At 38.0% G+C, this 25,064-nt stretch carries 27 protein-coding genes; 1 reads left to right on the top strand and 26 read right to left on the bottom strand.

The features are described 5' to 3' along the window. Nucleotides 1-13 precede the first annotated feature (13 nt). The 26 genes from MT489_RS10630 to MT489_RS10505 form a co-directional block, all read right to left on the bottom strand. The gene (locus MT489_RS10630; RefSeq protein ID WP_244681529.1) at nucleotides 14-871 is read right to left on the bottom strand and encodes a F0F1 ATP synthase subunit gamma; all 858 of its coding nucleotides are present in this window, start codon (nucleotides 869-871) and stop codon (nucleotides 14-16) included. A 72-nt stretch (nucleotides 872-943) separates the two neighbouring features. Then, nucleotides 944-2,452, bottom strand: coding sequence for a F0F1 ATP synthase subunit alpha (atpA, locus tag MT489_RS10625; protein WP_244681528.1), 1,509 nt, complete (start codon nucleotides 2,450-2,452; stop codon nucleotides 944-946). Nucleotides 2,453-2,519: 67 nt separating this feature from the next. Further along, a complete protein-coding gene (locus MT489_RS10620) occupies nucleotides 2,520-3,056 on the bottom strand; it encodes a F0F1 ATP synthase subunit delta (protein WP_244681527.1) in 537 nt (178 codons plus the stop codon). A gap of 2 nt (nucleotides 3,057-3,058) precedes the next feature. Next, complete coding sequence (gene atpF / locus MT489_RS10615; RefSeq protein WP_244681526.1) at nucleotides 3,059-3,574, bottom strand: F0F1 ATP synthase subunit B; 516 nt, start codon at nucleotides 3,572-3,574, stop codon at nucleotides 3,059-3,061. A gap of 111 nt (nucleotides 3,575-3,685) precedes the next feature. After that, nucleotides 3,686-3,901: a F0F1 ATP synthase subunit C gene (gene atpE, locus MT489_RS10610; RefSeq protein WP_213111247.1), complete on the bottom strand. Its 216-nt coding sequence runs from the start codon at nucleotides 3,899-3,901 to the stop codon at nucleotides 3,686-3,688. A 76-nt stretch (nucleotides 3,902-3,977) separates the two neighbouring features. Continuing rightward, nucleotides 3,978-4,694, bottom strand: coding sequence for a F0F1 ATP synthase subunit A (atpB, locus tag MT489_RS10605; protein WP_244681525.1), 717 nt, complete (start codon nucleotides 4,692-4,694; stop codon nucleotides 3,978-3,980). 6 nt (nucleotides 4,695-4,700) lie between these two features. Further along, nucleotides 4,701-5,093, bottom strand: a complete 393-nt coding sequence (locus MT489_RS10600) for an ATP synthase subunit I (RefSeq protein WP_244681524.1) — start codon at nucleotides 5,091-5,093, stop codon at nucleotides 4,701-4,703. 477 nt (nucleotides 5,094-5,570) lie between these two features. After that, the gene (gene upp, locus MT489_RS10595; RefSeq protein ID WP_244681523.1) at nucleotides 5,571-6,200 is read right to left on the bottom strand and encodes a uracil phosphoribosyltransferase; all 630 of its coding nucleotides are present in this window, start codon (nucleotides 6,198-6,200) and stop codon (nucleotides 5,571-5,573) included. Nucleotides 6,201-6,654: 454 nt separating this feature from the next. Next, complete coding sequence (gene glyA, locus MT489_RS10590; protein ID WP_244681522.1) at nucleotides 6,655-7,890, bottom strand: serine hydroxymethyltransferase; 1,236 nt, start codon at nucleotides 7,888-7,890, stop codon at nucleotides 6,655-6,657. Between the two features lie 129 nt (nucleotides 7,891-8,019). Further along, nucleotides 8,020-8,595, bottom strand: a complete 576-nt coding sequence (locus MT489_RS10585) for a TIGR01440 family protein (RefSeq protein WP_244681521.1) — start codon at nucleotides 8,593-8,595, stop codon at nucleotides 8,020-8,022. A gap of 197 nt (nucleotides 8,596-8,792) precedes the next feature. Further along, nucleotides 8,793-9,236: a ribose 5-phosphate isomerase B gene (gene rpiB / locus MT489_RS10580; protein ID WP_244681520.1), complete on the bottom strand. Its 444-nt coding sequence runs from the start codon at nucleotides 9,234-9,236 to the stop codon at nucleotides 8,793-8,795. Between the two features lie 70 nt (nucleotides 9,237-9,306). Beyond that, nucleotides 9,307-10,593: a methyl-accepting chemotaxis protein gene (locus tag MT489_RS10575; RefSeq protein WP_244681519.1), complete on the bottom strand. Its 1,287-nt coding sequence runs from the start codon at nucleotides 10,591-10,593 to the stop codon at nucleotides 9,307-9,309. Between the two features lie 12 nt (nucleotides 10,594-10,605). Next, on the bottom strand, nucleotides 10,606-11,037 hold the full coding sequence (locus tag MT489_RS10570) for a low molecular weight protein arginine phosphatase (RefSeq protein WP_244681518.1): 432 nt from the start codon (nucleotides 11,035-11,037) through the stop codon (nucleotides 10,606-10,608). 313 nt (nucleotides 11,038-11,350) lie between these two features. Then, nucleotides 11,351-11,869 carry a manganese efflux pump MntP gene (locus MT489_RS10565; RefSeq protein ID WP_244681618.1) on the bottom strand — a complete coding sequence of 173 codons (519 nt, stop codon included), beginning with the start codon at nucleotides 11,867-11,869 and terminating at the stop codon, nucleotides 11,351-11,353. 100 nt (nucleotides 11,870-11,969) lie between these two features. Further along, nucleotides 11,970-13,019: an L-threonylcarbamoyladenylate synthase gene (locus MT489_RS10560; protein WP_244681517.1), complete on the bottom strand. Its 1,050-nt coding sequence runs from the start codon at nucleotides 13,017-13,019 to the stop codon at nucleotides 11,970-11,972. 164 nt (nucleotides 13,020-13,183) lie between these two features. Then, on the bottom strand, nucleotides 13,184-14,023 hold the full coding sequence (gene spoIIR, locus MT489_RS10555) for a stage II sporulation protein R (protein ID WP_244681516.1): 840 nt from the start codon (nucleotides 14,021-14,023) through the stop codon (nucleotides 13,184-13,186). A 48-nt stretch (nucleotides 14,024-14,071) separates the two neighbouring features. Further along, nucleotides 14,072-14,938: a peptide chain release factor N(5)-glutamine methyltransferase gene (prmC, locus tag MT489_RS10550; protein ID WP_244681515.1), complete on the bottom strand. Its 867-nt coding sequence runs from the start codon at nucleotides 14,936-14,938 to the stop codon at nucleotides 14,072-14,074. A 2-nt stretch (nucleotides 14,939-14,940) separates the two neighbouring features. After that, nucleotides 14,941-16,011 carry a peptide chain release factor 1 gene (gene prfA / locus MT489_RS10545; protein WP_244681514.1) on the bottom strand — a complete coding sequence of 357 codons (1,071 nt, stop codon included), beginning with the start codon at nucleotides 16,009-16,011 and terminating at the stop codon, nucleotides 14,941-14,943. Nucleotides 16,012-16,101: 90 nt separating this feature from the next. Further along, on the bottom strand, nucleotides 16,102-17,421 hold the full coding sequence (locus MT489_RS10540; protein WP_244681513.1) for a DUF4179 domain-containing protein: 1,320 nt from the start codon (nucleotides 17,419-17,421) through the stop codon (nucleotides 16,102-16,104). After that, nucleotides 17,414-17,935, bottom strand: coding sequence for a sigma-70 family RNA polymerase sigma factor (locus tag MT489_RS10535; RefSeq protein ID WP_244681512.1), 522 nt, complete (start codon nucleotides 17,933-17,935; stop codon nucleotides 17,414-17,416). Before MT489_RS10535 ends, MT489_RS10540 begins: the two co-directional genes overlap by 8 nt. A gap of 103 nt (nucleotides 17,936-18,038) precedes the next feature. Beyond that, nucleotides 18,039-18,656 carry a thymidine kinase gene (locus tag MT489_RS10530; protein WP_244681511.1) on the bottom strand — a complete coding sequence of 206 codons (618 nt, stop codon included), beginning with the start codon at nucleotides 18,654-18,656 and terminating at the stop codon, nucleotides 18,039-18,041. A 420-nt stretch (nucleotides 18,657-19,076) separates the two neighbouring features. Then, nucleotides 19,077-19,277, bottom strand: a complete 201-nt coding sequence (gene rpmE / locus MT489_RS10525; protein ID WP_213111261.1) for a 50S ribosomal protein L31 — start codon at nucleotides 19,275-19,277, stop codon at nucleotides 19,077-19,079. Between the two features lie 145 nt (nucleotides 19,278-19,422). Then, on the bottom strand, nucleotides 19,423-20,709 hold the full coding sequence (gene rho / locus MT489_RS10520) for a transcription termination factor Rho (RefSeq protein ID WP_244681510.1): 1,287 nt from the start codon (nucleotides 20,707-20,709) through the stop codon (nucleotides 19,423-19,425). 324 nt (nucleotides 20,710-21,033) lie between these two features. Beyond that, a complete protein-coding gene (locus tag MT489_RS10515) occupies nucleotides 21,034-22,320 on the bottom strand; it encodes a UDP-N-acetylglucosamine 1-carboxyvinyltransferase (RefSeq protein WP_244681509.1) in 1,287 nt (428 codons plus the stop codon). Nucleotides 22,321-22,841: 521 nt separating this feature from the next. Continuing rightward, nucleotides 22,842-23,705: a class II fructose-1,6-bisphosphate aldolase gene (fba, locus tag MT489_RS10510; protein WP_244681508.1), complete on the bottom strand. Its 864-nt coding sequence runs from the start codon at nucleotides 23,703-23,705 to the stop codon at nucleotides 22,842-22,844. 167 nt (nucleotides 23,706-23,872) lie between these two features. Beyond that, on the bottom strand, nucleotides 23,873-24,247 hold the full coding sequence (locus tag MT489_RS10505; RefSeq protein ID WP_244681507.1) for a response regulator: 375 nt from the start codon (nucleotides 24,245-24,247) through the stop codon (nucleotides 23,873-23,875). 218 nt (nucleotides 24,248-24,465) lie between these two features. Here MT489_RS10505 and MT489_RS10500 point away from each other — a divergent pair, with 218 nt between their 5' ends. Further along, nucleotides 24,466-24,987, top strand: coding sequence for a DUF2529 domain-containing protein (locus MT489_RS10500; protein WP_244681506.1), 522 nt, complete (start codon nucleotides 24,466-24,468; stop codon nucleotides 24,985-24,987). Nucleotides 24,988-25,064 lie beyond the last annotated feature (77 nt).

The raw sequence follows: 25,064 nt of genomic DNA, 5'->3' as shown, positions 1-25,064 counted from the left end.
TTATATGAAAAAATTATTCTAGAGCTGCTACTCCACCGACAATTTCGGTAATTTCTTGAGTGATGGCTGCCTGACGTGCACGGTTAAATTGCAATGTCAAGCTGTCAATAAGCTCACCTGCATTATCAGTTGCACTCTTCATCGCAGTCATACCTGCAGCGTGCTCTGCCGCTTTGGCATCTAGAAGTGCACCATAAATCAAACTTTCCGCATATTGCGGCAGCAACACTTCTAATACTGATTCTGCTGATGGTTCATACTCATAAGACATAAGCTTAGTTGATGGCGCGATGTCAGTAAGCGGCAATACTTTCTTCTCCGTCACTTCCTGACTGATGGCACTAATATAATGGTTATAGTACATGTATAGTTCATCGTACGTCTCATCTGAGAACATTCCAACTGCTTTGCTCGTGATTTCCATAATATCCACGAATGAAGGCTGATCTGGAAGTCCGTTGATTTCCAATACCACATTCATATTTCTTTTTAGGAAAAAGTCGCGACCCATACGTCCAATTGCAATAATTGCATAATCATCACTAGATGTATGACGTTCCTGAATTTTGTTATGGACTGCACGTAAAACGTTACTATTATAAGCCCCTTTTAATCCACGGTCCGCTGTGATGACAATATACCCTGTACGCTTAACTGGTCGAGTGGCAAGCATTGGATGAGTTGCATCCCTGCTCCCCATAGCAATACTTGCTGCAACTTCCTGAATTTTATCCATGTAAGGAACGAATGCTCTTGCATTCATTTCTGCACGGTTTAATTTCGCAGCCGACACCATTTGCATGGCTTTTGTAATTTGTCTTGTTTTCTTCGTCGAGTTGATGCGAGATTGGATTTCCCTTAAGGATGCCACTGATTCTCACCACCCTTTTTTCAAAGTAGAGCAGAAACGGTTCGCACCGTTCTGCTATTTATTCACAGCTATTTATTCACTTTTTGCAAAAGTTCTTTTAAACGTATTGATTGCTTCCGTCATTTCTTCATCTGCAGGTAGTGCACCTGTAGTACGGATTTTCTCAAGTAATTCAGCACGATTGTGGTCAAGCCAAGAAGAAAGTTCTTCTTCAAAGCGAAGGATATCGTGTACTTCAATATCGTCAAGTAAGCCTTGTGTTAATGCATATAAAATCATAACTTGTTTTTCTACTTTAATTGGCTTATTCAAGTCTTGTTTTAATACTTCAACTGTACGAGCACCACGTGCAAGTTTCGCTTGTGTTGCTTTATCAAGATCTGAACCAAATTGAGCAAATGATTCAAGTTCACGGAATGATGCAAGGTCAAGACGCAATGTACCGGCAACTTTTCTCATTGCTTTAATTTGTGCAGATCCACCAACACGGGATACAGATAAACCTGCATTAATTGCTGGGCGTACACCTGAGAAGAACAAATCAGACTGTAAGAAGATTTGTCCATCTGTGATAGAGATAACGTTCGTTGGAATGTAAGCAGAGATATCTCCTGCTTGTGTTTCAACGAATGGAAGTGCTGTTAAGGAACCGCCACCTTTAGCGTCACTTAGCTTTGCAGCACGCTCTAACAGACGGGAGTGCAAGTAGAATACATCCCCTGGATATGCTTCACGGCCTGGAGGGCGGCGAAGTAGCAAGGAAAGCTCACGGTATGCCGAAGCTTGTTTCGTTAAATCATCATATACAACGAGGACATGTTTACCGTTGTACATAAATTCTTCACCCATTGTTACTCCTGTATATGCTGCAAGGAATAATAATGGTGCAGGTTGTGATGCAGATGCACTTACAACGATTGTGTAGTCAAGAGCGCCATGTCTACGAAGCGTTTCAACTGCTCCGCGAACTGTTGATTCTTTTTGACCAATCGCTACGTATACACAAATCATGTTTTGGTCTGCTTGGTTCAAGATTGTATCGATTGCAACTGTTGTTTTACCAGTTTGACGGTCACCGATGATTAACTCACGTTGACCACGACCGATTGGAACAAGTGCGTCAATCGCTTTAATTCCTGTCTGTAATGGTTCATGTACCGATTTACGATCCATAACTCCTGGTGCAGGACTTTCAATTGGACGAGTTTTAGTTGTATTGATTGGACCAAGTCCATCAATTGGTTGCCCAAGTGGATTTACAACACGACCGATAAGTTCTTCCCCAACAGGAACTTCCATAATACGTCCTGTACGGCGAACTTGGTCACCTTCACGAATATCTGTGTATGGGCCAAGAATAATTATACCTACGTTGCTTTCTTCTAGGTTTTGTGCCATACCCATAACACCGTTGGAGAATTCAACAAGTTCTCCTGACATGACATTGTCCAGTCCGTAAGCGCGGGCGATTCCGTCCCCAACTTGGATAACTGTACCAACATCATTTACTTCCATATCAGACTGATAATTTTCAATTTGCTTTTTTATCAGCGCACTGATTTCTTCAGCTTTGATGCTCATGAAATTCACCCCTCATTTTTCAGCAGAATATAAAATCTGATGGATGTTAACTTTTTATTTCCTAAAGTTAACTAATTAATGTACGCTCAAGACGGTCAAGTTTTCCACGAAGACTGCCGTCGTAAATGCGATTTTCAATTCGGATTTTTAAACCACCGAGAAGATTTGTGTCCACGACATTCTCGATGTTTAATGAACGCCTACCAACTTTAGGTGCAAATGAAGCTGAAATACTTTCTACTTCTATTGCAGTTAGTGGTCGTGTTGAGTACACAGTTGCTTCTGCCACGCCGTTTTCTTTATTGGCTAATTCGATAAAAGCCTCAGTTACATCTAAAATGTCACTTTGACGATGACGATCAATAAGCAGCTGTAGTGTATGAGACACGAATGGGGAAACATTCGCAAAAACAGTTTGCAATACATTCTTTTTCTCATGAAGAGATAAATTTGGAGAGGTGAGCAATGTGATAAAGCTCGAGTTTTCACTGACAGACTTTCTCACAACACGCAGTTCCTCTTCTATTTGTTGAACAAGATTATGTTCTTTGGCTAATTGGAACAGAGCTAAAGCATAGCGTTCTGCGACAACATTTTGACTCATCGCTATTCTCCTGCCCTTTGAATATAATCATTGATCAATTTTTGTTGATCTTCTTCTTTAAGTTCTTTCTCAATAACTTTAGACGCAATTAGAACAGATAAAGTTGCAACTTGTTCCCGTAAAGCAGTAACAGCTTGCTCTTTTTGTTGTTCGATTTCAATGCGAGCCAATTCTTTAAGACGTTCTGCTTCTTCTCGAGCGATATTAATAATTTCTTGACGTTGATTTTCGCCATGTTTTTTGGAATTCTCAATCATGTTTTGAGCTTCCAAACGAGCTTCTTTTAATAACTCTTTTTGTTCTTCTAACAAGTTACTCGCTTCAGTACGACTTTTTTCAGCCGCTTCAATTTCACTTGTAATATAATCTTCACGTTGCTTCATGACGCCCATTAACGGACCCCAAGCAAACTTTTTCAGCAACGCTATAAGTATAATCATAATGACTAGTTGGAATAAGATATCGCCGCCGTTAAAATGAACGCCTGCGATTTCAGCACCTAGCACGAATGTAGACACGCTCGCTCCACTCCTTTCAAAAACAACCTGAAATAGTACCGCTTATCCTAAATAAAAGGCGAAGGTTCTGGATAGTAATCTTCGCCATTTTATCCGTATTGTTTACTTAAATTACATTCTTCCTTGAACCATAAACGCGATAACAACCGCGATGATAGGAATCGCCTCAACTAATGCAACCCCGATGAACATTGTAGTTTGAAGCATACCTCTTGCTTCTGGTTGACGAGCCATACCTTCTACTGTACGAGAAACGATTAAACCGTTACCGATACCTGCTCCAAGAGCGGCTAAACCAATTGCGATTGCTGCTGCTAACATACCCATTATTAATTTCCTCCTTATTGTATAAAAAAGTATTTTTACCTTAAAATGGTTTGTCCATAAAATGAACAGTTATATATTAATGATCTGTGCTGACTTTATGTGCCAGATAGACCATCGTTAACATAGTGAAAATAAATGCCTGTATTGCTCCGATAAAGACTGAGAATCCCATCCAAGCAAGAGTTGGAAGTGCTGCTGCTATCCAGCCCCAGAATCCATTTGGTGCTGCCATTGAACCGGCAAGTAATCCAAGAAGGATTTCACCAGCATAAATATTACCGAATAGACGAAGACCCAATGTTAATGTATTTGCAAATTCTTCGATGATTTTAAGTGGGAGTAAAAACCACATTGGCTTTACAAACCCTTTGAGATATCCGCCAATGCCATTTTGTTTAATACCATAATAATGAGATAATCCCACTACCATAGTCGCTAAAGTTAGCGTAATGACTGGATCGGCTGTTGGTGATTTCCACCATAACTCATGATTGATTTGGATTGAAAAAGGTAGACCCAACATGTTGGAAACAAAAATATACATGATTAGCGTAACACCTAAAATATGAAAATGGCCTCCTGATCTCCAATCCATATTACTTTTAATGATACCTTTGACAAAATCGAATACCCATTCAAGGAAGTTTTGCATACCAGTTGGTTTTAATGCTAATTTCCTTGTGCTGATAAATGCAATCAGGAAAACTATTACTGAAGCAATGGTAATCATTAAAACGTTAGCGAGGTTAAACCATAGACCAAATATCTCCACTAATGGTGCTTCATGACCCAATTATACTCACCTCTCTTCTCGTTTTATGTGGGATTTGAAAATCTGTTGTAAAACGAAATCTATAATAATGACTGCATGTGCTGTCATTATTCCTATAATGACACTAATTAGGTCAAATAGATTTGGATACTTCCCAGCAATAAAAACTGCTAGAATGGCACTACACATTCTAATCATCGTACCAAAGGAACGCATTTTTTTACCTGATGAAACAACTTCACCAAATAAATTTGTTTTCCTTACTAAGTTCCAATGATTAAAAAGACTAACTGATGTACCGAGGATCAATCCCATAAAAATTGTTTTATAGTTTGTAAATCCCCACCCCAATACATAGATTGCAATCAGGTAAATTATGTATTTGCAGTGTCTATTAAATAATTGTTGGAGTTCCGGCATGTCTTTTTAATCTCCTGAAAAGAAATGTCGAACTTTGAGGATCCGCCAAATTTCGAGGCTTAGCATCGTGGAAGTTCGATGATCTAAACTAATAATAACTTAATCCATAAGCATGTGTGCACTCATGCTTGGAATCGTGATAATACGCGGGAATAACGGTTTTACCCATACCCTTTGTTAGCATACAATAGCACTAAACATTAGTCAACGAGTTTTCAATTAATTTCGCATAATCCATGTCAAGACTGTTCACAAAATAATCACTTTAAAAATTTCTTCCAATTGCGACTCAATTTGACAACTAATTTAATATATTGCTTAGTTAAAATTTCCGTTAATTCACACACAACAATCGACTAAGCAATGCAATTTTTATAATGAGGAAATTTCATATGTATCAGGAATGAAAAAGACGGAAGTTTAAGTACCGTCTCTTTCACATAAGACTGCGTATGCTTTACTCTCATTTCACGCCTCTTATTTAGTTCCGAACAAACGGTCACCTGCATCCCCAAGTCCTGGAACAATGTAGCCATGATCATTTAATTTTTCGTCAAGTCCTGCAATATATATATCAACATCTGGGTGGGCTTTTTGCAACACTTCTACTCCTTCAGGTGCAGCAATAAGGCACATGAATTTAATATTTTTAGCACCACGTTTTTTTAGTGAATCAATCGCTGCTGCCGCAGAACCACCAGTTGCAAGCATTGGATCAACTAAAATAAAATCGCGTTCTTCAACATCGCTAGGGAGTTTTACATAATACTCAACCGGCTTTAGTGTTTCAGGATCACGGTATAATCCGATGTGTCCCACTTTTGCTGCTGGAAGAAGATTTAAAATCCCATCTACCATTCCAATGCCGGCACGTAGAATCGGAACGATACCAAGCTTTTTCCCAGCTAAAATTTTTGATTTCGCTCTAGCAACTGGAGTTTCGACTTCTACTTCTTGAAGTTGCATGTCTCTAGTTATTTCAAACATCATTAATGTTGCGACCTCATCTACAAGTTCACGGAATTCCTTTGTACCTGTATTTTTGTCGCGGATATATGTAATTTTGTGTTGAATGAGGGGATGATCGAATACATATACTTTGGCCATCATTTTGCTCCTTTTTTGTGAGATTCCATGTCTGAAATCATCGGATTTTTGTTTATCTTTCTTTTACATGTCCTTCATTATTTTACAGAATTGAATTTGCTTGAGCAAGAGAAATGAGGAAATGACAAATTCTTGCCTCTTTTCCTTAATTGCATCTTTATTTTGCAAATATGTTAGATCATCATTCTAGTATTTTCACAATTAAAATTCTTGACTTTGAAAAAGTTCAGTGTTACTTGATACGTAAGGTCGCAAAACTTTTGTTGAATTCGGAGCAAGTGAGACTAAGCATAAAGAAAGTCACTGGCGAATAAGCAGTGACAGTTGCTAAAAGCTCCAAGGCGTCGAGTGCATCCCACTTAAAGCCAGCCACTGGAGCAAAAGTTAACTTTTTAAAATAAATATTATCAATAAAAAAAAAGCTGCCTCAAAATGAAGCAGCTGTTATCTTTTTTTATTCATATAAAGGGAATTTTGCAGTCAACGCTTCAACACGATTACGCGCTTCATCAAGCTTAGCTTCGTTATCGTGGTTATTTAATACGAATGCGATTAAGGACGCAATTTCATCCATTTCTTCTAAGCCAAACCCTCTTGAAGTTACTGCCGGTGTACCGATGCGAATTCCACTTGTAGTGAATGGACCTTCAGGATCGTACGGAATTGTATTTTTATTAACAGTAATACCTACATCATCTAAAACTTTTTCTGCCACTTTTCCCGTTAGTCTAATAGAACGTAGGTCAAGAAGCAATAAATGATTATCTGTTCCACCTGAAACAAGATTAAGTCCTTCTTTTTTCAAAGACTCACCAAGACGTTTTGCATTATCGATAACGTTTTGGATATATGTTTTGTAATCTTCCGTTAGAGCTTCACCGAATGAAACTGCTTTTGCAGCGATTACGTGCATCAGTGGACCACCTTGGAGACCAGGGAAAACGGCTTTATCGATTTTCTTTGCAAATTCCTCTGTACATAGCACCATTCCTCCACGAGGACCGCGCAATGTTTTATGAGTAGTTGTCGTAACAAAATGAGCATATGGAACTGGATTTGGATGAAGACCTACTGCTACAAGGCCAGCGATATGAGCCATATCAACCATTAAATAAGCTCCAACTTCATCAGCGATTTCGCGGAACTTTTTAAAGTCAATTACTCGCGGATATGCACTAGCACCAGCTACGATCAGCTTTGGTTTATGTTCAAGCGCTTTTTGACGTACATCCTCGTAATTAATGCGATGATCTTTTTCATCTACCCCATATTCTACGAAATTGTATTGAACTCCACTAAAGTTTACAGGGCTTCCATGTGTTAAGTGACCACCATGAGATAAATTCATTCCAAGTACAGTATCGCCTTGCTCGAGAACTGTGAAGTAAACTGCCATATTAGCTTGAGCTCCGGAATGAGGCTGTACGTTGGCATGCTCTGCTCCGAAAATTTCTTTCGCTCGATTACGCGCAAGATCCTCAGCAACATCGACATATTCGCAGCCACCATAATAACGACGACCTGGATAACCTTCAGCATATTTATTCGTTAAAACTGAACCTTGAGCTTCCATTACTGCTTGGCTTACAAAGTTCTCAGACGCAATCAATTCAATTTTTGTGCGTTGGCGTTTTAATTCATTTTGAATGGCTTCATATACTTGTGGATCTTGTTTAGCAATTGTGCTCATTTCGCTCCCCCTTATCATTCGTAAAAAAATATACCGTTTTAAAATTCTTTTCCATTTTACCATGGAAAAATGTTCATGCCAAACGATTTTTCAATTTCTATTAGCAAAATCTGAACATTAAACTACATATTAGCATTGAATGTTCAGTTTTCCAACTTCATAAATAGATCTGGCCCCTCCAATTAATTTAGGGCGAGTCGTAGCAAGCGTAACGTGTGCGTCCCCCAATTTCCTCTGATTAATTCGAATCGGGACTGCCACATGTTTTAAATGCATGCCGATAAAAGTATCTCCAATGTCAATTCCGGCATCCGCTTTAATGAATTCTACTACAACTGGTTCCTCAAATTGTCGGTAAGCATATGAAGCCATTGAACCACCAGCATTTGGAGCAGGAATAACCGAAACTTCCTCTAGTCCTTTTTCAAGGGCTATTCGTTTTTCTACGACTATTGCACGATTCAAATGTTCACAACATTGAAATGCGAGATAGAAGTCTCGCTCATCGGCATAGTTTTTCAACTCAGTAAAAATTACTTCTGCCACTTCCATCGTTCCGGACGTCCCAATATGTTTCCCTGCCACTTCTGATGTCGAACAACCGATCACCAATATTTTGCCGGCTTGAAGCTGTAATGAATCGCTGCTTTCATGAATAATGGTTTTTAATTCCTTACGCCACTGTTCCAAAGACAAAGCTTTCATCCCCTTCAATAATTTGAGAAAATCCGGAGCGCGTTTCACACGTTCCGGATTTTTTAACATGATTAGACAGCATATAAAGTTAAAGGCATGCTTTCTAGTGTTTATATATCTAGTCCAGTCGCGATTTGCTCAAAAAACATATTCTTTGAATTTGCTTTTCACTGATAGGTAAGCGACTAGCACTTTTCTATTACATTTTATATATTTTCCTCGTATTCAGCAATTTTACCGATTCGTGTTTGATGACGTCCACCCTCAAAATCGGTTTGTAGCCATGTTTGGGTAATTTCACGAGCAAGCCCTGCACCGATAACACGCTCACCCATTGCCAATACATTGCTATTATTATGAAGGCGTGTCATTCGTGCACTAAAAACATCGTGGACGAGTGCACAGCGTATTCCTTTTACTTTATTCGCTGAAATACTCATTCCAATCCCTGTTCCACAGATCAAAATTCCACGATCAAATTCACCATTTGCCACTTTTTCTGCAACAGGGACTGCATAATCCGGATAATCCACGGAATCCGCGCAATCACAGCCAAAATCTTCATACTCTATGTTTAACTCTTCTAACAAATTCCTAATCTCTTCACGGATATGAATGCCCCCATGATCCGAAGCTAATGCTACCTTCATCAATTAAACCTCCCTATTAAACAATCGGGGACAGTCCCCATTGAACCTGTCCCTTTTAGACCTGTCCCCATTATAATGTAAAACGGGAGATAGTGTCTTTTAATTTGCTAGCTTGATCGCGAAGTTGGTCTGCAAGTTGGTCTATTTCTTCCATGTCTTCTGCTTGTTTTTTCGATTGTTTTGCTACTTCTTCCGCACCGGCAGATGTCTCTTCAGCAATTGCCGCCACTTCTTGAGCTTGCGCAGATGTAACGCTGACGCTTTCCATTTGTTTATCTACAAGATCGGATATATTTGTAACACTGGATGCAGATTCATGTATCGCTTTTGTCATTGCCGTAATTGCTGAATTGGTCTGCGTTCCCTTTTTCACTTCTTCATTTACAGAGGTAACTTGCGCAGTAATTTGCTTTACGACACTTGAAACTTCTGTTTGGATGTTTTGAATTAGCTCTGATATTCCTTGAACAGCTTTTGCACTTTCATCAGCAAGCTTCCTTACTTCTTCAGCAACAACAGCAAAACCTTTTCCATGTTCCCCTGCACGTGCAGCTTCGATTGATGCATTCAAAGCTAGTAAGTTCGTTTGATTTGCAATATCACCGACAAGTTGAATAATTTGCTCAACCTTAGTTGCATTATCTTCAAGCCTATGAACAGCTTCCAATGATTTATTATTGCCAATCGCTAAATTCTCAATTCCATTAACAAGAGATTGAACGACTTGTTGGCTTATTTGCAATTCTTCCAGCATTGTTTTCGAAATATTTTCTGATTCGCGCGCCATCGTTTGAACTTTATGGGCAATTTGTGTTATATCTTCCACAGATTCTGCTGTTGCTTGAATGGCCGCCGCTGAACTTTCGGCTCCAGCGGATATTTCTGATATCGTATGAGCTGCACTTTCTGCTTCTTCAGCTGCCTTCACTGATTTTTGTGAAATAGCAATTACATTTTCATTTGTTTTATCAAAAGTCTCTTCAATTTGATAAACCATCTCTCTAAAGTTATGAAGCATCCCATTAAATGCTTTACCGAGTGAATTGATTTCATCGTCTTTTCCATAAATTTTCACATCAGTACTTATATCCCCTTCTCCAACTTTAACAGCTGCCTGTTCGAGTCTTTGAAGTGGTCTTGTAATAAAAAATGCAGCAAAATAGGTCAATATTCCTGACCAAATGATTCCGAGTAATAAAGTACCAAGTGTAAATGTCATTTCACTCATATATTCATCTACAAACGGATAAATAAAATAAAGAAAAAAAGCACTTGTTGAATAGGTGATAATAGACACTGAAGTAATAAAAACTACTAACTTTTTCTGCAGGCCAAATTTGTATTTGCGTTTTTTCACGACACCATTCTCCTATTTTTCATAAATTCGATTAATTAATTCCTTCAATTCTGTAAATGTTGAGCGGTAGACATTAATATCCCCTCCGTACGGATCGAGAACATCAGAATCATTCCCAAGACCATTTACATATTCTTTCAATGTATATATTTTATCGGCAGCTCCGGGATAAATGTTAAGTAACATATTTTTATGTGATGTAGTCATTGTGAGAACAAGATAAGCCCAATCTAAATCTTCTTTCGTCATTTGCTTAGATCGGTGATTAATTTCAATCCCATGTTCTTTTAACACATCAATCGCATTTGTTGCAGCATTTTCTCCTTCCGCAGCAAACATACCAACGGACTTCGCTTCTCCCTTACCGTTCCAGACCACATTAAATATCGCTTCTGCCATCGGGCTTCTACAAGTATTTCCTGTACAAACAAATAGAACGTTCACGTTACTACCACCTTTTGCGTTGATAAAAATAATCGTTCGCTTTCATAATCAATTACTTATTAATATTGCTATTATGTTGATAGGTGTAGGAGAGCTAAACTTCTGCGGTTAAGGGTTTTAATAAAATCCTAGAATAATCAAACGCTTAAGTGACTCTTGAGCTCACAATCAACATTTAGGTCTAAAGGACGACTAGAATATAAAGAAAATTATGGCATAATCCAACAAAAAAAGACAGCCCTCTATATAAGAAAAGCCGCCTTTCTTGAAGATTTTAAAAGAACAAAAATGTTTTCACTTAGGAGTTTGTCCATTACATAAATTGATAAAGAAGTTTCAGACCAAAAGCGATAAGGATGATTCCACCTAGTAACTCACCATAAACGCCGAGTAGATTTTGAACTTTCCGACCAATTAATAATCCACTCCATGTTAAAAAAACTGCAACAATACCAAAGCATAAAGCGGCAATAGCTGCCCTAACTCCAAACATCCCTAAACTAAGTCCCGCCGAAAAACTATCTACACTTAATAGGAGTGCAAAAATAAGGATTCCCCAGCCTACGGGCAAAATAAGGGACTGCTGACTGTTCTTAAGACTAAATACAATCATTTGCAATCCTAGAATGATAAGAAGAATTCCACCGACATATCCGGTTATTTTCCCAAATGTCTCTGATAATAAATGACCTGCCAAAACACCAATTAACGGCATAATTACATGAAAAATTCCGACAGTTATTCCAATAATAAAAATTTGTTTTAATCGAAGCTTATATATTCCCATGCCGAGGGAGACAGAAAAAGCGTCCATCCCGACTGCAATAGCCATAATTAATAATGTAATGATTTCTGGGAGCAATATCTATCTTCCCCTTTCCACATTGGACGTGCCCTATAGGGAACATATGCAACTAAAAAAGGGATTAGACTTATTTTTTTTGATGAATCCAATTATGACCTGCCGCTTTTTCTAGCCGATTCATGATTGCTGCACCGACTCCTGTTTCTGGGTATACCTCTGAAAAAATGATATCAAGTTGGGCTTCATCAAAAGAACGTAAAGAATCATATAGTGAGTGAGCAACTTCAGTTAAGTTGTTCCTGCTTCCGCATTGACGAATGATATCAGCATCGTAAGAAGTAGCATTCTCAGTCGATGCCAACACCCCAACCTTTAAACCTTGATTTCGTTTTTCATTTATCAATGTTTGTATCCAACTTGGTTCACCGTCTACTAGAAACAATGGTGCTACAGGTGCATAATGTTTATACTTCATTCCAGGAGATTTCGGTTTTTCTTCCTTGTTTTTTAAACTAGAGTCTATTTCAACGTGATTTATGATAGATTCAATTTCTTCCTTTGAAACACCGCCAGGTCTCAAAATAACAGGAGTAGTTCCAGTACAATCAATGACTGTTGACTCAACACCTACACCTGTTGCGCCACCATCAACGATACCCGCTATTTTTCCTCCCAAATCTTTTGCTACATGGTCAGCTGTAGTTGGACTTGGTTTTCCTGATTGATTTGCACTTGGAGCAGCTATCGGAAGCCCAGATGCAGAAATAAGCGCAAGTGCAACAGGATGATCTGGCATGCGTATAGCGACTGTATCAAGCCCGGCCGTAACATACTCCGAAACAGCTCCTTGTTTCTTTTGAAAAATTAACGTTAATGGACCTGGCCAAAACGCATTCATCAGTTTCATAGACTTTTCAGGAATCTCAGCAACGAGGGCTTGAAGCTCATTTGTGGATGATATGTGGACTATTAATGGGTTATCCGCTGGTCTTCCCTTCGCAGCAAAGATTTTAGCTACTGCGTCATCAGATTTGGCGTTTGCTCCAAGCCCATAGACTGTTTCTGTCGGGAAAGCCACAACTTCATTGTTTATCAACATGGAAGCCGCTTCATTAATCTGTGGATAACTTATTTTACTGTCCACATTCTTATCCACAGACCATCTTTCAGTTTTCATTTTTTATCCTCATTCCTGTTTGTTGATATTATTGAACTTTTTATATGAGTATCAGTAAAATAATGAACAAGTTACACACATAATGTGGATAAACTGGGTTATCTAGTGGATAACTCATGTTAATTATGTGTATAACTTGTTTTTATAGGAACTCTTAAGAGAGATTAAAATAATTTATTAAACAATTCTACTAGAAAAAATTTAACTTTCACTTTATTTTCATCTTCTTTTACAAACGTTGGTGCTTGTTTATCATTATGCTCAGCCTTGTTATCCACAGTTTTATCCACACTACCCGTAGAGTTATCCCCATTTATGTGGGTATCTTCATTCTCTTGATTATCTTCTTTCTTTTGTATATCTTTATCCATTTGTATATCCTTAATTATGTTGATATCTGTATTCTCTTGGGCATCTTCATTATCATTAATTTCCTCATCCACATTTGCTTCTTCTTCAAACCCAGGACTTACAGCTAAACTATTAGAAAAATCCAGAAAGCAAAGAGGTGGGAAAAGGACACACCACCAATTGGCACCCTTTCCCTTGCCAAGTGTGACTAAAATAGCTTCATAAGTGCCTGCTGGATAAAGATATTGACCATATAATTTGGTAGGGAATTGAACATTGCCAAATTCCACTTTTACCGAATAATCTAGGTTACGTGCTGCTAATTCTTTTTTTGCTATTTCTTCTACATGATCAAGTCTCGATGTGATTGTAGTTCTGGCAGTATCAATAGATGTTAGATCTTGTACCCAATTCGTGATTTCCGCATTGACCGCATCACGAATCGCTCTTTTTACTTCCTGGTCTGTTTCTCCATCACTGTTTGCCAATATTCTAAGACGAATCGCCTCTCCCGGAATAACTAGAGGATCCGAGGCCTTAGCCATTTCCTGTTGAGGAATAATCAAACTCGTTACTGTAGCGAAAACAAGTATAATTAAATATAACCAAGCTATATTTTTTTGATAGAATCTATGTTTCATATAATCACGCATATCCATCTGCCCCCTTCTAGAAGGCATTATGGACAAGATACTAGAATTCTAAACATTCATTATTAAAGTTTGGGTAAGGACAATTCGATCTTTTCCATTTATATCATATATGATTTCAGTTTTGCCATGTGGAAAAGCTTTATTCATCATAGTTGCAACTGCCTCTCCTTGACCAGCTCCAATTTCAAATGCAATAATTGCTTTTTCATTAGTGATTTTCGGCAAGTCAGTCGCGAATCTTCGGTAAAAATCCAAACCATCACTCCCACCAAATAACGCACTATGTGGCTCATGTTCGCGAACGATTTCAGATAATATATTTTTATCGTCATTTGGAATATAAGGTGGGTTTGAAAGAATGATATCCCATTTTTCGTTTAAAAAAGGATCTAGTAAATCACCATGACGAAAATTTATTTCGGCTCCAAGGACAACCGCATTTTTTTGAGCTGTTTTTAATGCAGCTTCAGAAATATCTGATGCTGAAACTTCAAGTTGTGGTCGTTCCAGTTTTATCGTTACAGCAATCGCGCCACTGCCTGTTCCAATATCGGCGCACTTTAACTTAGCAGTTGAGTCGAAATAAGAATCAACCCTTTCAAGAACAGCAACAATTAATTCTTCAGTTTCAGGTCTAGGAATTAGTACCTGCTCACTAACACTAAATTTTCTCCCGTAAAACTCTTCATACCCGATGATGTGTTGAATTGGTCTTCCTGCAACATGCTCTTTTACAGCTTCAAAAAAGCGACGATAGTCACACTCAGGTATTTCCGTTCGTAATTCCGATAATAGACGAGCCCTGCTCCAACCCAATATCCACATTAATAACAGCTCGCCTGCATTTTCATCGCGGCCATGTTCGTTTAAAAAAGAAGAAGCCCAATTGAGGGCTTCATACACTTTTTTGTGCATCATTATTCTTCCACGCTCTCAAGTTTTTTGGATTGATCTTCAATGATTAGAGCATCAATCACTTCGTCGAGCTTACCTTCTAAAATTTGATCAAGCTTTTGAATTGTTAACCCGATACGATGATCAGTTACACGGTTTTGCGGGAAATTGTATGTGCGAATACGTTCCGAACGATCACCCGTTCCAACAGCAGATTTACGATTTGCATCGTATTCTGCCTGTGCTTCCTGTTGAAACATATCGTATACACGAGCCCGTAATACTTTCATAGCTTTTTCTTTATTTTTAATCTGCGATTTTTCGTCCTGACAGGATACAACAACACCAGTTGGGATATGCGTTAAACGAACTGCTGACATCGTCGTATTTACACTTTGCCCTCCTGGACCGCTGGATGCAAAAGTATCTACACGGATATCTTTGTCATGAATATCCACTTCGACTTCTTCCGCTTCTGGAAGTACCGCAACCGTGGACGTCGATGTATGAATCCTACCGCCAGACTCTGTCTCAGGGACACGCTGTACGCGATGGGCACCATTTTCATATTTCAACTTGGAAAAAGCACCATTTCCATTAATCATGAAAATAATTTCCTTGTATCCGCCAAGTCCAGTAGAATGGGCTTCAATAACATCAATTTTCCAGTTTTGCGCTTCTGCATATCGGCTGTACATACGATATAAATCACCCGCAAATAGAGCCGCTTCATCTCCACCGGCAGCACCGCGAATTTCCATAATGACGTTTTTATCATCATTTGGATCTTTCGGTACAAGTAAAATTTTGAGTCGGGCCTCAAGTTCCTTAAGCTGATCCTCAAGCTCACCAATTTCTTCTTTTACCATTTCGCGCATATCAGCGTCAAGCTTTTCTTCAAGCATCTCTTTAGCTTCTTTATATTGATTTTGAGCAGCTTTATATTCACGATAAACTTCAACGGTCTCAGCTATCGCCGATTGTTCCTTCGAATAATCCCTTAACTTTGTAGAATCGCTTACTACATCTGGGTCGCTCAAAAGCTCATTCAATCTTTCGTAGCGCTCCTCTACAGATTGTAATTTATCAAACATCTTTTTCACCTCATACTGTTTGCATAAGTGCACTATTATAGTATAACGTTCACTTAATTCAAAGCAAATATTTCTTGTGAAAAAAGGTTTTTATTTAATTTTTATTTTTTCAGAACCTGTAATCCATGATGGATAGGATGAAAGTTCAAGAGAGATTGGGCCTTTAGCGGAATGTAAATTTTTGATATTAATTGCATGTTCATATACTTGGTAATCTTCGTTATCAGCAAAATTCGAAAAGCCAGATTCCGAAATTAATTCTTTCCCATCACGATCTTTTGGAGTACCAAACATAAAATAAGTAAATTCCTCTTTTGTATGCATCTTAAAAATTATGTCATCTCCAGAAACTGTTACTAGAGGATTGAACTGGCTTCCTTTTGGCTGTTTGATGATTTTTTCTTTTTCAATATCAACCACTAAATATGCTTCATCTTTATCTATTGCTTGAATTTTGTTAAATGCTAAATAAAGTTCCTTAGGTTGGTTAAAATAATTGCTTTGCAAGTAGACAATTTCTTCATTTTCAGAAATACGCGAGCCTGAAATCCCATTTTGGATTTTCCCCCATGTTTCACCCTTTTCATCCAAAAGCCGTAAATCATCAAAATTCAATAATTTCTTTGTATTATTAGGATCTATTTTTACACGGATGCCCACCCTTAATGGAGAAATTTTCGCATCGACGAAGTTTATTTTTTGCCCTTCAACCATCGCTTCTTTGTTTATTGCTAGATGCTTTACAGACTTAATGTTTTTCAACGTAAAAGGTATTTTAAAATTCTCGGAATACCCACTTGCTCCTACCGCTATATCAATCTGGAATTCCCTTGCTTCATAAGGCTCTTTAAAGAAATATTCAATCATTCCTTGATAAGTAGAGTTCTTTTCAGATGTATGTGGCGCTCCGAAAGACCAAGACGATTGTTTTAATTCTTTTCCATCCAATCTTTTTAAATCCACTTTATCAATCCACATCGATTCATACTTTTTTTCGGACTTCAAAGAATAAAACAAAACAATCCCATTTTCATCCGCAATCGCCCCATCAATTGTTAGCTTTACTCCATTTTTCTCTTCCGAAATTCCGATTTCCTGATAATATTCATTCTCTACCGCTGCTAGCATTCCTTTATCATGAACAATCATTTCAACAATTCTGTCCATACCAGGAATAGCTGCGATATATGAAGCAAAGGCTGGTGAGATTCGAATAGAAGCAAAAAATCCGCTAAGAAAAATAACAGCCGCTGCACAAGTGATCATCCACTTTTTAACATTTGTCTTTTTCTTTTGTTTTGCTTTTTTGAATCCCGCCATAATAGCTGCATCTAATGCTTCTACTGGAATTGCGGCATCATCATATTTGTTTTTGAAATCGACCAGTTTTTTCTCTTCTTTTTCAAACACTCGAACCCGCTCCTTTCTCTTCTAATATGTCTCGCAGCTGCTTCAATGCTTTATGCAACCAGGTTTTGATCGTGCCTTCCGGGCATTGCATCACTTCAGCAATTTCTTTTATTTTCATATCGTTGAAGTATTTTAGCGTTAATAATTCCCTTGACCGCTCATCAAGTTTTAACATGGCATCCTTCATTTCAAGTTCATGGAATTGTTCTGATACTGCTAAGGTCTGGATTATTTCATCATTAACTACATGCCGTTTTTTATTTTTTAGTTGATCATTGCAATAATTGATCATTATGCGAAAAAGCCATGTTTTGATAAAACTAGCATTACGCAAGTTCCTAATATTTTTATAAGCGCGAAATGTTACTTCCTGAATAGCTTCTAATGCCTCTCCTTCGTTTTTCAAAAAAGCGAGAGCTGTTCTATATAAATCCACTTTGTATTCATCCATGATAATTAAAAAGGCTTCGTCATTCCCTTTTATCGCCTTTTTGATAAGCTTTTCATCAATCACCAAAATCCCCCTTTCTATATATTAGACAGAGTAATTTCAGAAAAGTTTTAAGATAAAAATAAAAATAGTCCTTGAAGAGAATCAAGGACTAACTTTATGTACTTTATTTTCCATTTTCAATTGGTTGGCGTAAAGTGGCATTTGTTCCAGCAGGCACTTCGTGATGATGCCTACATCTTGCTTCGTATGCTTCGGAAGCACCAACTAAGATAATTGGGTCGTCGTAGCACGCTGGTTCTCCATTTATGAGACGCTGGGTTCTGCTAGCAGGCGAGCCACATACCGCACAAACCGCGTGCAGTTTTGTCACTTGTTCAGCAACTGCCATTAAATGTGGCATAGGACCAAACGGTTCACCACGAAAATCTTGATCCAAGCCTGCAATGATCACCCGATGCCCACTATCTGCAAGCTGCTGTGCAACTAAGATAATCCCATCATCAAAAAATTGAGCTTCATCAATTGCGACAACATCAATATCAGCATGAACAGCCTTCAATATGTCCGCCGAATTTTGCACTGGTAGTGCGTTCACAGCCGTTCCATTATGTGAAACCACCTCATGTATACTATAGCGGTCATCCAGTTGAGGCTTGAAAACCATAATGCTTTGCTTTGCGAATTGCGTTCTTCTTACACGTCGAATCAATTCCTCCGACTTTCCAGAGAACATGCTCCCGCAAATAACTTCTATCCATCCTGTATGCTTAATTATATCCATGGGATGACTGCTCCTTCCAGTTATATTATATTAATATGCTTATGAGAAAATTAGTAAGTGATTAAACATTTTATATGAGAGTAAATGCTATTTAAATGGAAGATGATGCACTTGCGAAGGTAAAAACAGTTACACTGTTATATTGACTACTATACCCAAAATTATATCATCGAGAAGTATGTACTCCTTATACGAGAGTAAAACCACTTAAACAGGAATATGTATTCTTAATCCAGTTTAATACTAATGTAATTAGAATTATATTCAAACGCAATTTCACTAGACAATTGACAGTTGTATCTAGCAATAAATGCGGCACACATGTCATTACACAAAATTACGCTTTTCTTATAGTTTTCCCCTATTTCAGGCAATAAAAAAACAGGCAAGCAATTCTTGCCCGTTTTTTCGAATGTTTTCTTACTTAAGACCGTATTTTTTATTGAAGCGGTCAACGCGTCCGTCTGCAGATGCGAATTTTTGACGTCCTGTGTAGAATGGGTGGCATTCTGAACAAATTTCCACGCTTACCTTATCTTTTACAGATCCGCTCTCAAATTCATTTCCACAAGCACATTTAACCATTACTTTTTTATATTCTGGATGAATTCCTGCTTTCATTACTTTCATCTCCTTATGCCCTGAATCATTTGCTGAAACAGAGTTATCTATCGTGATGCTTTTTGCATATTTATATCAAAAACACATTTTTCATTATAACAAGTGCATATTCAAATTGCAATATTTCAATATGAAAAAATACGCATTAAAGAATTGTTTTTCCGTTCGTATTTCCTTTCGCTTCCGCAGCCGCCAACATGTTGAAGAATTCTTCATTCGTCTTAGCCTGACGTAGCTTTCGTAAAAATTTCTCTGCGAAGTCGGGAGAGTCTGACATAACTTTACGAAGCTTCCAAAGTTTATCAAGCTGCTCTTTTGGAATAAGCAATTCTTCTTTTCTTGTTCCAGAACGCCTGATGTCGATTGCTGGGAAAATTCTTCTTTCTGCAAGAGAACGGTCGAGGTGAAGCTCGAGGTTTCCGGTTCCTTTAAACTCCTCATAAATCACATCATCCATACGAGAACCTGTGTCGACAAGGGCTGTAGCTAAAATCGTTAAACTGCCGCCTTCTTCTATATTTCTTGCAGCTCCGAAAAATCGCTTCGGACGGTGAAATGCTGCAGGGTCGATACCACCTGATAATGTTCTTCCGCTAGGAGGAATTACTAGGTTATAGGCGCGTGCTAGTCTCGTAATACTATCCATCAATATAACGACGTCACGCTTATGCTCTACTAAACGCATCGCCCGTTCTAAAACAAGCTCGGCTACTTTTATATGATTTTCTGGCACTTCGTCAAACGTAGAGCTGACAACTTCTGCATTGACGGAGCGTTCAATGTCCGTTACTTCTTCAGGACGCTCATCAATTAATAAAACAATCAATTCTGCTTCAGGATTATTTGTCGTAATTGCATTGGCAATTGATTTTAAAAGCATTGTTTTCCCTGCTTTTGGAGGTGCAACAATTAAACCACGTTGTCCAAAACCAACCGGAGATATTAAATCCATAATTCTAGTTGATAGATTCGTTGGAGTTGTTTCAAGTTTAATTTGGCGATCGGGATAGAGAGGTGTTAAGGCCGGGAAATGTACACGTTCCTTTGCACTTTCTGGATCATCACCATTAACCGCTTCTACATGCAACAAACCGAAATAACGTTCGTTTTCTTTTGGCGGTCTTACTTTTCCTGATACTTTATCCCCGTTTCGCAAATCAAAACGTCGGATCTGCGAAGCGGAAATATAGATATCCTCTGAACTTGCCGAATAGTTAATCGGTCTTAAAAAACCAAACCCCTCCGATTGAATAATCTCCAGAACGCCCTCCATAAAGAAAAAACCTTCACGTTCTGCACGAACTTTAAGAATTGCAAATATCAATTCCTTCTTCGTTAATTTGCTGTAATATGAAACCTTATATTCACGAGCAAGTTCATATAATTCTTTTAGTTTCATATCTTCCAATAATGAAATTGTTAATTCAGCCATTTCGACACCACTCTTTTTAAAATTTAAATAAAACCCTGCAGCCATCTTAGTCCAATTTAAATGTCTGGACTAGAACAAAAAAAGTTAAAATAATAAATAAAATTCAGATCGTTATTCTCCGGAAAAAGGAATTTATAATTGCCTTAGGTAGAAAAAACTCTCGTTGAAAAAGCATTAATTAGGAGGAAAAATTAACTTACAGTTAAACCTCGAAGAGTATGAAGAGGTTGAGGGATAATGCTGCCTCTTCCATATGCCTATTTTACATGGAAATGGTAGTACTTGCAAAGGAGAGTCTAACAATTTTAGACTCTCCATTAAACATTATGAACTTTTTAGTTGTTCCATTTCTTCCTCAGTCATTTTTTCACGCCAGATGGTTGCTCCAAGTCCATTTAACTTCTCTACTAAATCACTGTATCCTCGATCAATATGCTCAAGACCAGCTACTTCTGTTATCCCTTCCGCGAGCAATCCTGCAATGACAAGAGCTGCTCCTGCTCGTAAATCGGAAGCTTTTACTTTGGCACCTTGTAAATTCGATGGACCATTCACAATAGCTGAGCTGCCTTCCACTTTTATGTTTGCATTCATTCTTCGTAATTCATCAATATGTTTAAAACGTGCTGAATAGATTGTATCTGTTACAATGGATGAACCTTCTGCCTTCGTCAATAGCACAGTAAAAGGCTGTTGCAAGTCAGTTGGAAATCCAGGGTAGACAAGTGTTTTTATATCTATTGGTTTATATTCATCTGTTTTCCCGATAAAAATTTGGTCGTCCCCAGTTTCTACCGGCACTCCCATTTCACGTAGTTTAGCGGTTAATGATTCAAGGTGATGCGGAATGACATTATCGATTAAAATTCCTTCTCCGACAGTTGCTCCAAGGATCATAAACGTACCTGCTTCTATTCGATCTGGAATGATAGTATGACGGCAGCCATTCAAATGGTCAACTCCATCGATACGGATTACATCCGTTCCAGCACCTTTAATTTTTGCTCCCATATTCGTTAAAAGTGTCGCAACATCTATAATTTCAGGCTCTTTCGCAGCATTTTCAATGATTGTACGGCCTTTTGCCCTAACCGCTGCAAGCATTATATTAATAGTGGCACCCACACTTACAACATCTAAATAAATTCTTGATCCTCGAAGCTCTTCTGCCCGAAGATAGATGGCACCTTGTTCATTAGTCACGGTTGCTCCTAAAGCTTCGAACCCTTTTATGTGCTGATCTATGGGACGTGGGCCTAAATGACATCCACCTGGAAGACCAATCACAGCTTTTTTAAAACGTCCAAGCATCGCCCCCATTAAATAATACGAAGCTCTTAGTTTCTTAACTTTGCCGTTTGGAAGTGGCATGGAGATCATTTTACTCGGATCAACAGTCATTTCGCCATCTAGCAAAGTGACATTTCCTCCTATTTCCTCTAGGAGTCCTTGTAATGTATGAACATCTGAAATATCCGGAAGGCCTTCTATCGTCACAGGTGAATCAGCTAATATCGTAGCAGGAATTAGTGCAACGGCGCTATTTTTTGCTCCACTCACTTTAATTGTCCCTTTTAACGGATATCCACCTGCTATTTTAAGCTTTTCCATTTTAGTCTTCCTTTCCAACTCTTTTGGGTAAATATTCCAAGTCTGATATTAATAAAAACCGATATTTTACATTATTATATACGAAAACAACATAAACATGTAGAAATAAAGTAAATTATTAGCAATAATATCGAATTAATATGGATTTTGGCAATATGTGCGGGAATTTATGTAGGGGATATGATAATGAATGAAACTTTATAATTGTAATGAAACCGTCCATAAAACATGGACGGTTTCGTCATGATTGCAAAAAGAGAATTGTCTTTTACACGTCATAATATTTGAACTTAGACTTTTGTAGTCCAGCCCCAGTACCTATCGACTAGCAAACTTCTTGCCCATCTCCCTACGATAAGTCAACATCAATTCGTCCTATCGGACTCATCGTGTTTCCTTTATCTCAGTCGATGGCCGAAAGAGGAACGTCGACTAAAACAGCCACGTCCTGTGGCGACGTCGACGGACCCACATCCTGTGGGCCAGTACGTCACTAGACAAGGCGCTTGCGCTTTTCTAAATTATGCTTTTTCAGATGAACCAAATTCACGCATTTTGCCTTTAACTGTTTCTTTAATGGCATCGCGTGCTGGTCCCAAATATTTGCGTGGGTCGTACATATTTTCATCTGCTGCCAATACTTCGCGTACACGTGCTGCAGACGCAATTTGATTTTCAGTGTTTACATTAATTTTAGCTGTTCCAAGTGAAATCGCACGTTGGATGTCTTTTGTTGGAATGCCTGTTCCTCCATGAAGAACAAGTGGTACTCCAGTTAAGTTCATGACTTCTTCCATACGATCAAAGCCTAGATTAGGTTCACCTTTATATGGACCGTGAACTGAACCTAAAGCAGGAGCAAAGCAATCTACTTTTGTTTCACGAACGAGTCGATCACATTCTTCAGGAATAGCGTAAGCTGCGTCAGCATCATCAACTGACAAATCATCTTCCTGGCCACCAATTCTACCAAGTTCAGCTTCTACAGAAACGCCGAACATATGTGCAAGCTCGACTACTTTCTTTGTTAGTTCAATGTTCTCTTCAAGTGGATAATGAGATCCATCAATCATTACTGATGTAAAGCCAGCATAAATTGCTTTTGCACAAGCTTCAAAGCTTGAACCATGATCTAAATGGATGGCTACTGGAACGGTTGTACCATATTCCTCCATTAGAGTTTCGACCATTTTAACTACAAACTTGAAACCACCCATATAGCGTGCAGCACCTTCTGATACACCTAGTATAACAGGAGATTTTTCTTCTTCTGCCGCTTGTAGGATTGCTTGTGTAAACTCAAGGTTATTTAAGTTAAATTGACCTACCGCGTATTTTCCTTCCTTTGCTTTATTAAGCATTTCGGTCATGGAAACTAAAGGCATTGTTTTTCCTCCTCTGACATAAACTGGCACAAATGTGCATGTTTCATCCTGTCCCCAATTAAGGACAGGGACATTTTTCATTTTCATCATATCAAATTCAACAAATGATTACCAACTATGAAAATGATTTTTTTGTCAGAGGAAATCGAATTATAAAAATTTTTAAGCTATGTATCCATTTTTAATGGTATGTATGATCTAATCGTTTGGCGAAGTTCAACAATGTCGAATGGCTTTGTAAAATGGGCTAATGCCCCTAATTTCTTTGCAGCTTCCATCTTTTCTAATTCCCCATATGCAGTCATAATAATGACTCGAATATCCGGTTTTATTTTTTTCATCTGCTGCAATATTTCTAATCCATCCATCCCTGGTATTTTCATATCTAGTAAAACAAGATCAAGGGCATGTTTTTTTGTAATAGCAAGAGCTTGTAAACCATTTGCTGCTTGGAAAACTTGATAGCCTTCTTTTTGTAAAATTTCATTCAATAAAATACGAATTCCAAATTGGTCATCGACAATCAAAATTTTCTCCTTCATTATATCCCCCTCTTTGATTTCATTATAACGAACATTTTCAAAAATTAATAGGGCATTTAGATGGATTTAGATAATTGTTTTTGTGAGATTATCAAAAATAGACACTTATATATTCTCCACTTATACCTTATTATCCTCCTATTATTAAAAGACCTAATTTGACATAAGTTGAAAAACTTTTAAACGTAAAAGTATAATAGCAAAGAGGAGTGAATTACATGCAAAAAATGTTTACGACCCAATTGGCGGGCTTGTTCAAACGAATTTTTGAAAAAGAAGAATATAATATAGAAGATGGCGCTCGGGTTTTGGCACAGGCTCTTGCAGGAGAAGGTGCTATTTTTATAAAAGGTTTTAAGGAAATGGAAGGAGTTTTGTCAGAAGCGATTGAAGGTGTAGAACCTTTAAAAGGTGCAACACGCTTGGAATCAACTGACTCTTTAACCCATGCTGATAGAGTTTTATTGATCACTCGTTTTGCTAATGATGAAGACGCAATCTCATTAGGTGAAAAACTAGTTGAAAAAAACATCTCTTTTGTTGCCATAGCCGGTGAAAATAAGTCAGAAGGTAAAAGCCTAGCCGATTTAGCAGATGTTTTTATTCAAACATCCTTAGTCAAACCACTGCTTCCAACTGAAGATGGAAATCGTGTCGGCTTCCCTTCCTTAATGGCAGCACTTTATATTTATTTTTCATTGAAGTTTTCAATAGAAGATATTCTAGAAGAGTATGAATGAGGGTAATGCAATATTGAAAAGGAGAACAGATACTATAAATAATAGAGATCCGTTCTCCTTTTTTCTTTAAAAACAAG

This window comes from Lederbergia wuyishanensis (genome assembly GCF_022900255.1).
Taxonomy (GTDB): Bacteria; Bacillota; Bacilli; order Bacillales; family Bacillaceae_C; genus Lederbergia; species Lederbergia wuyishanensis.
Note: the sequence above shows the minus strand (reverse complement) of the source record. Positions and strands in the feature narration are given on the sequence as shown.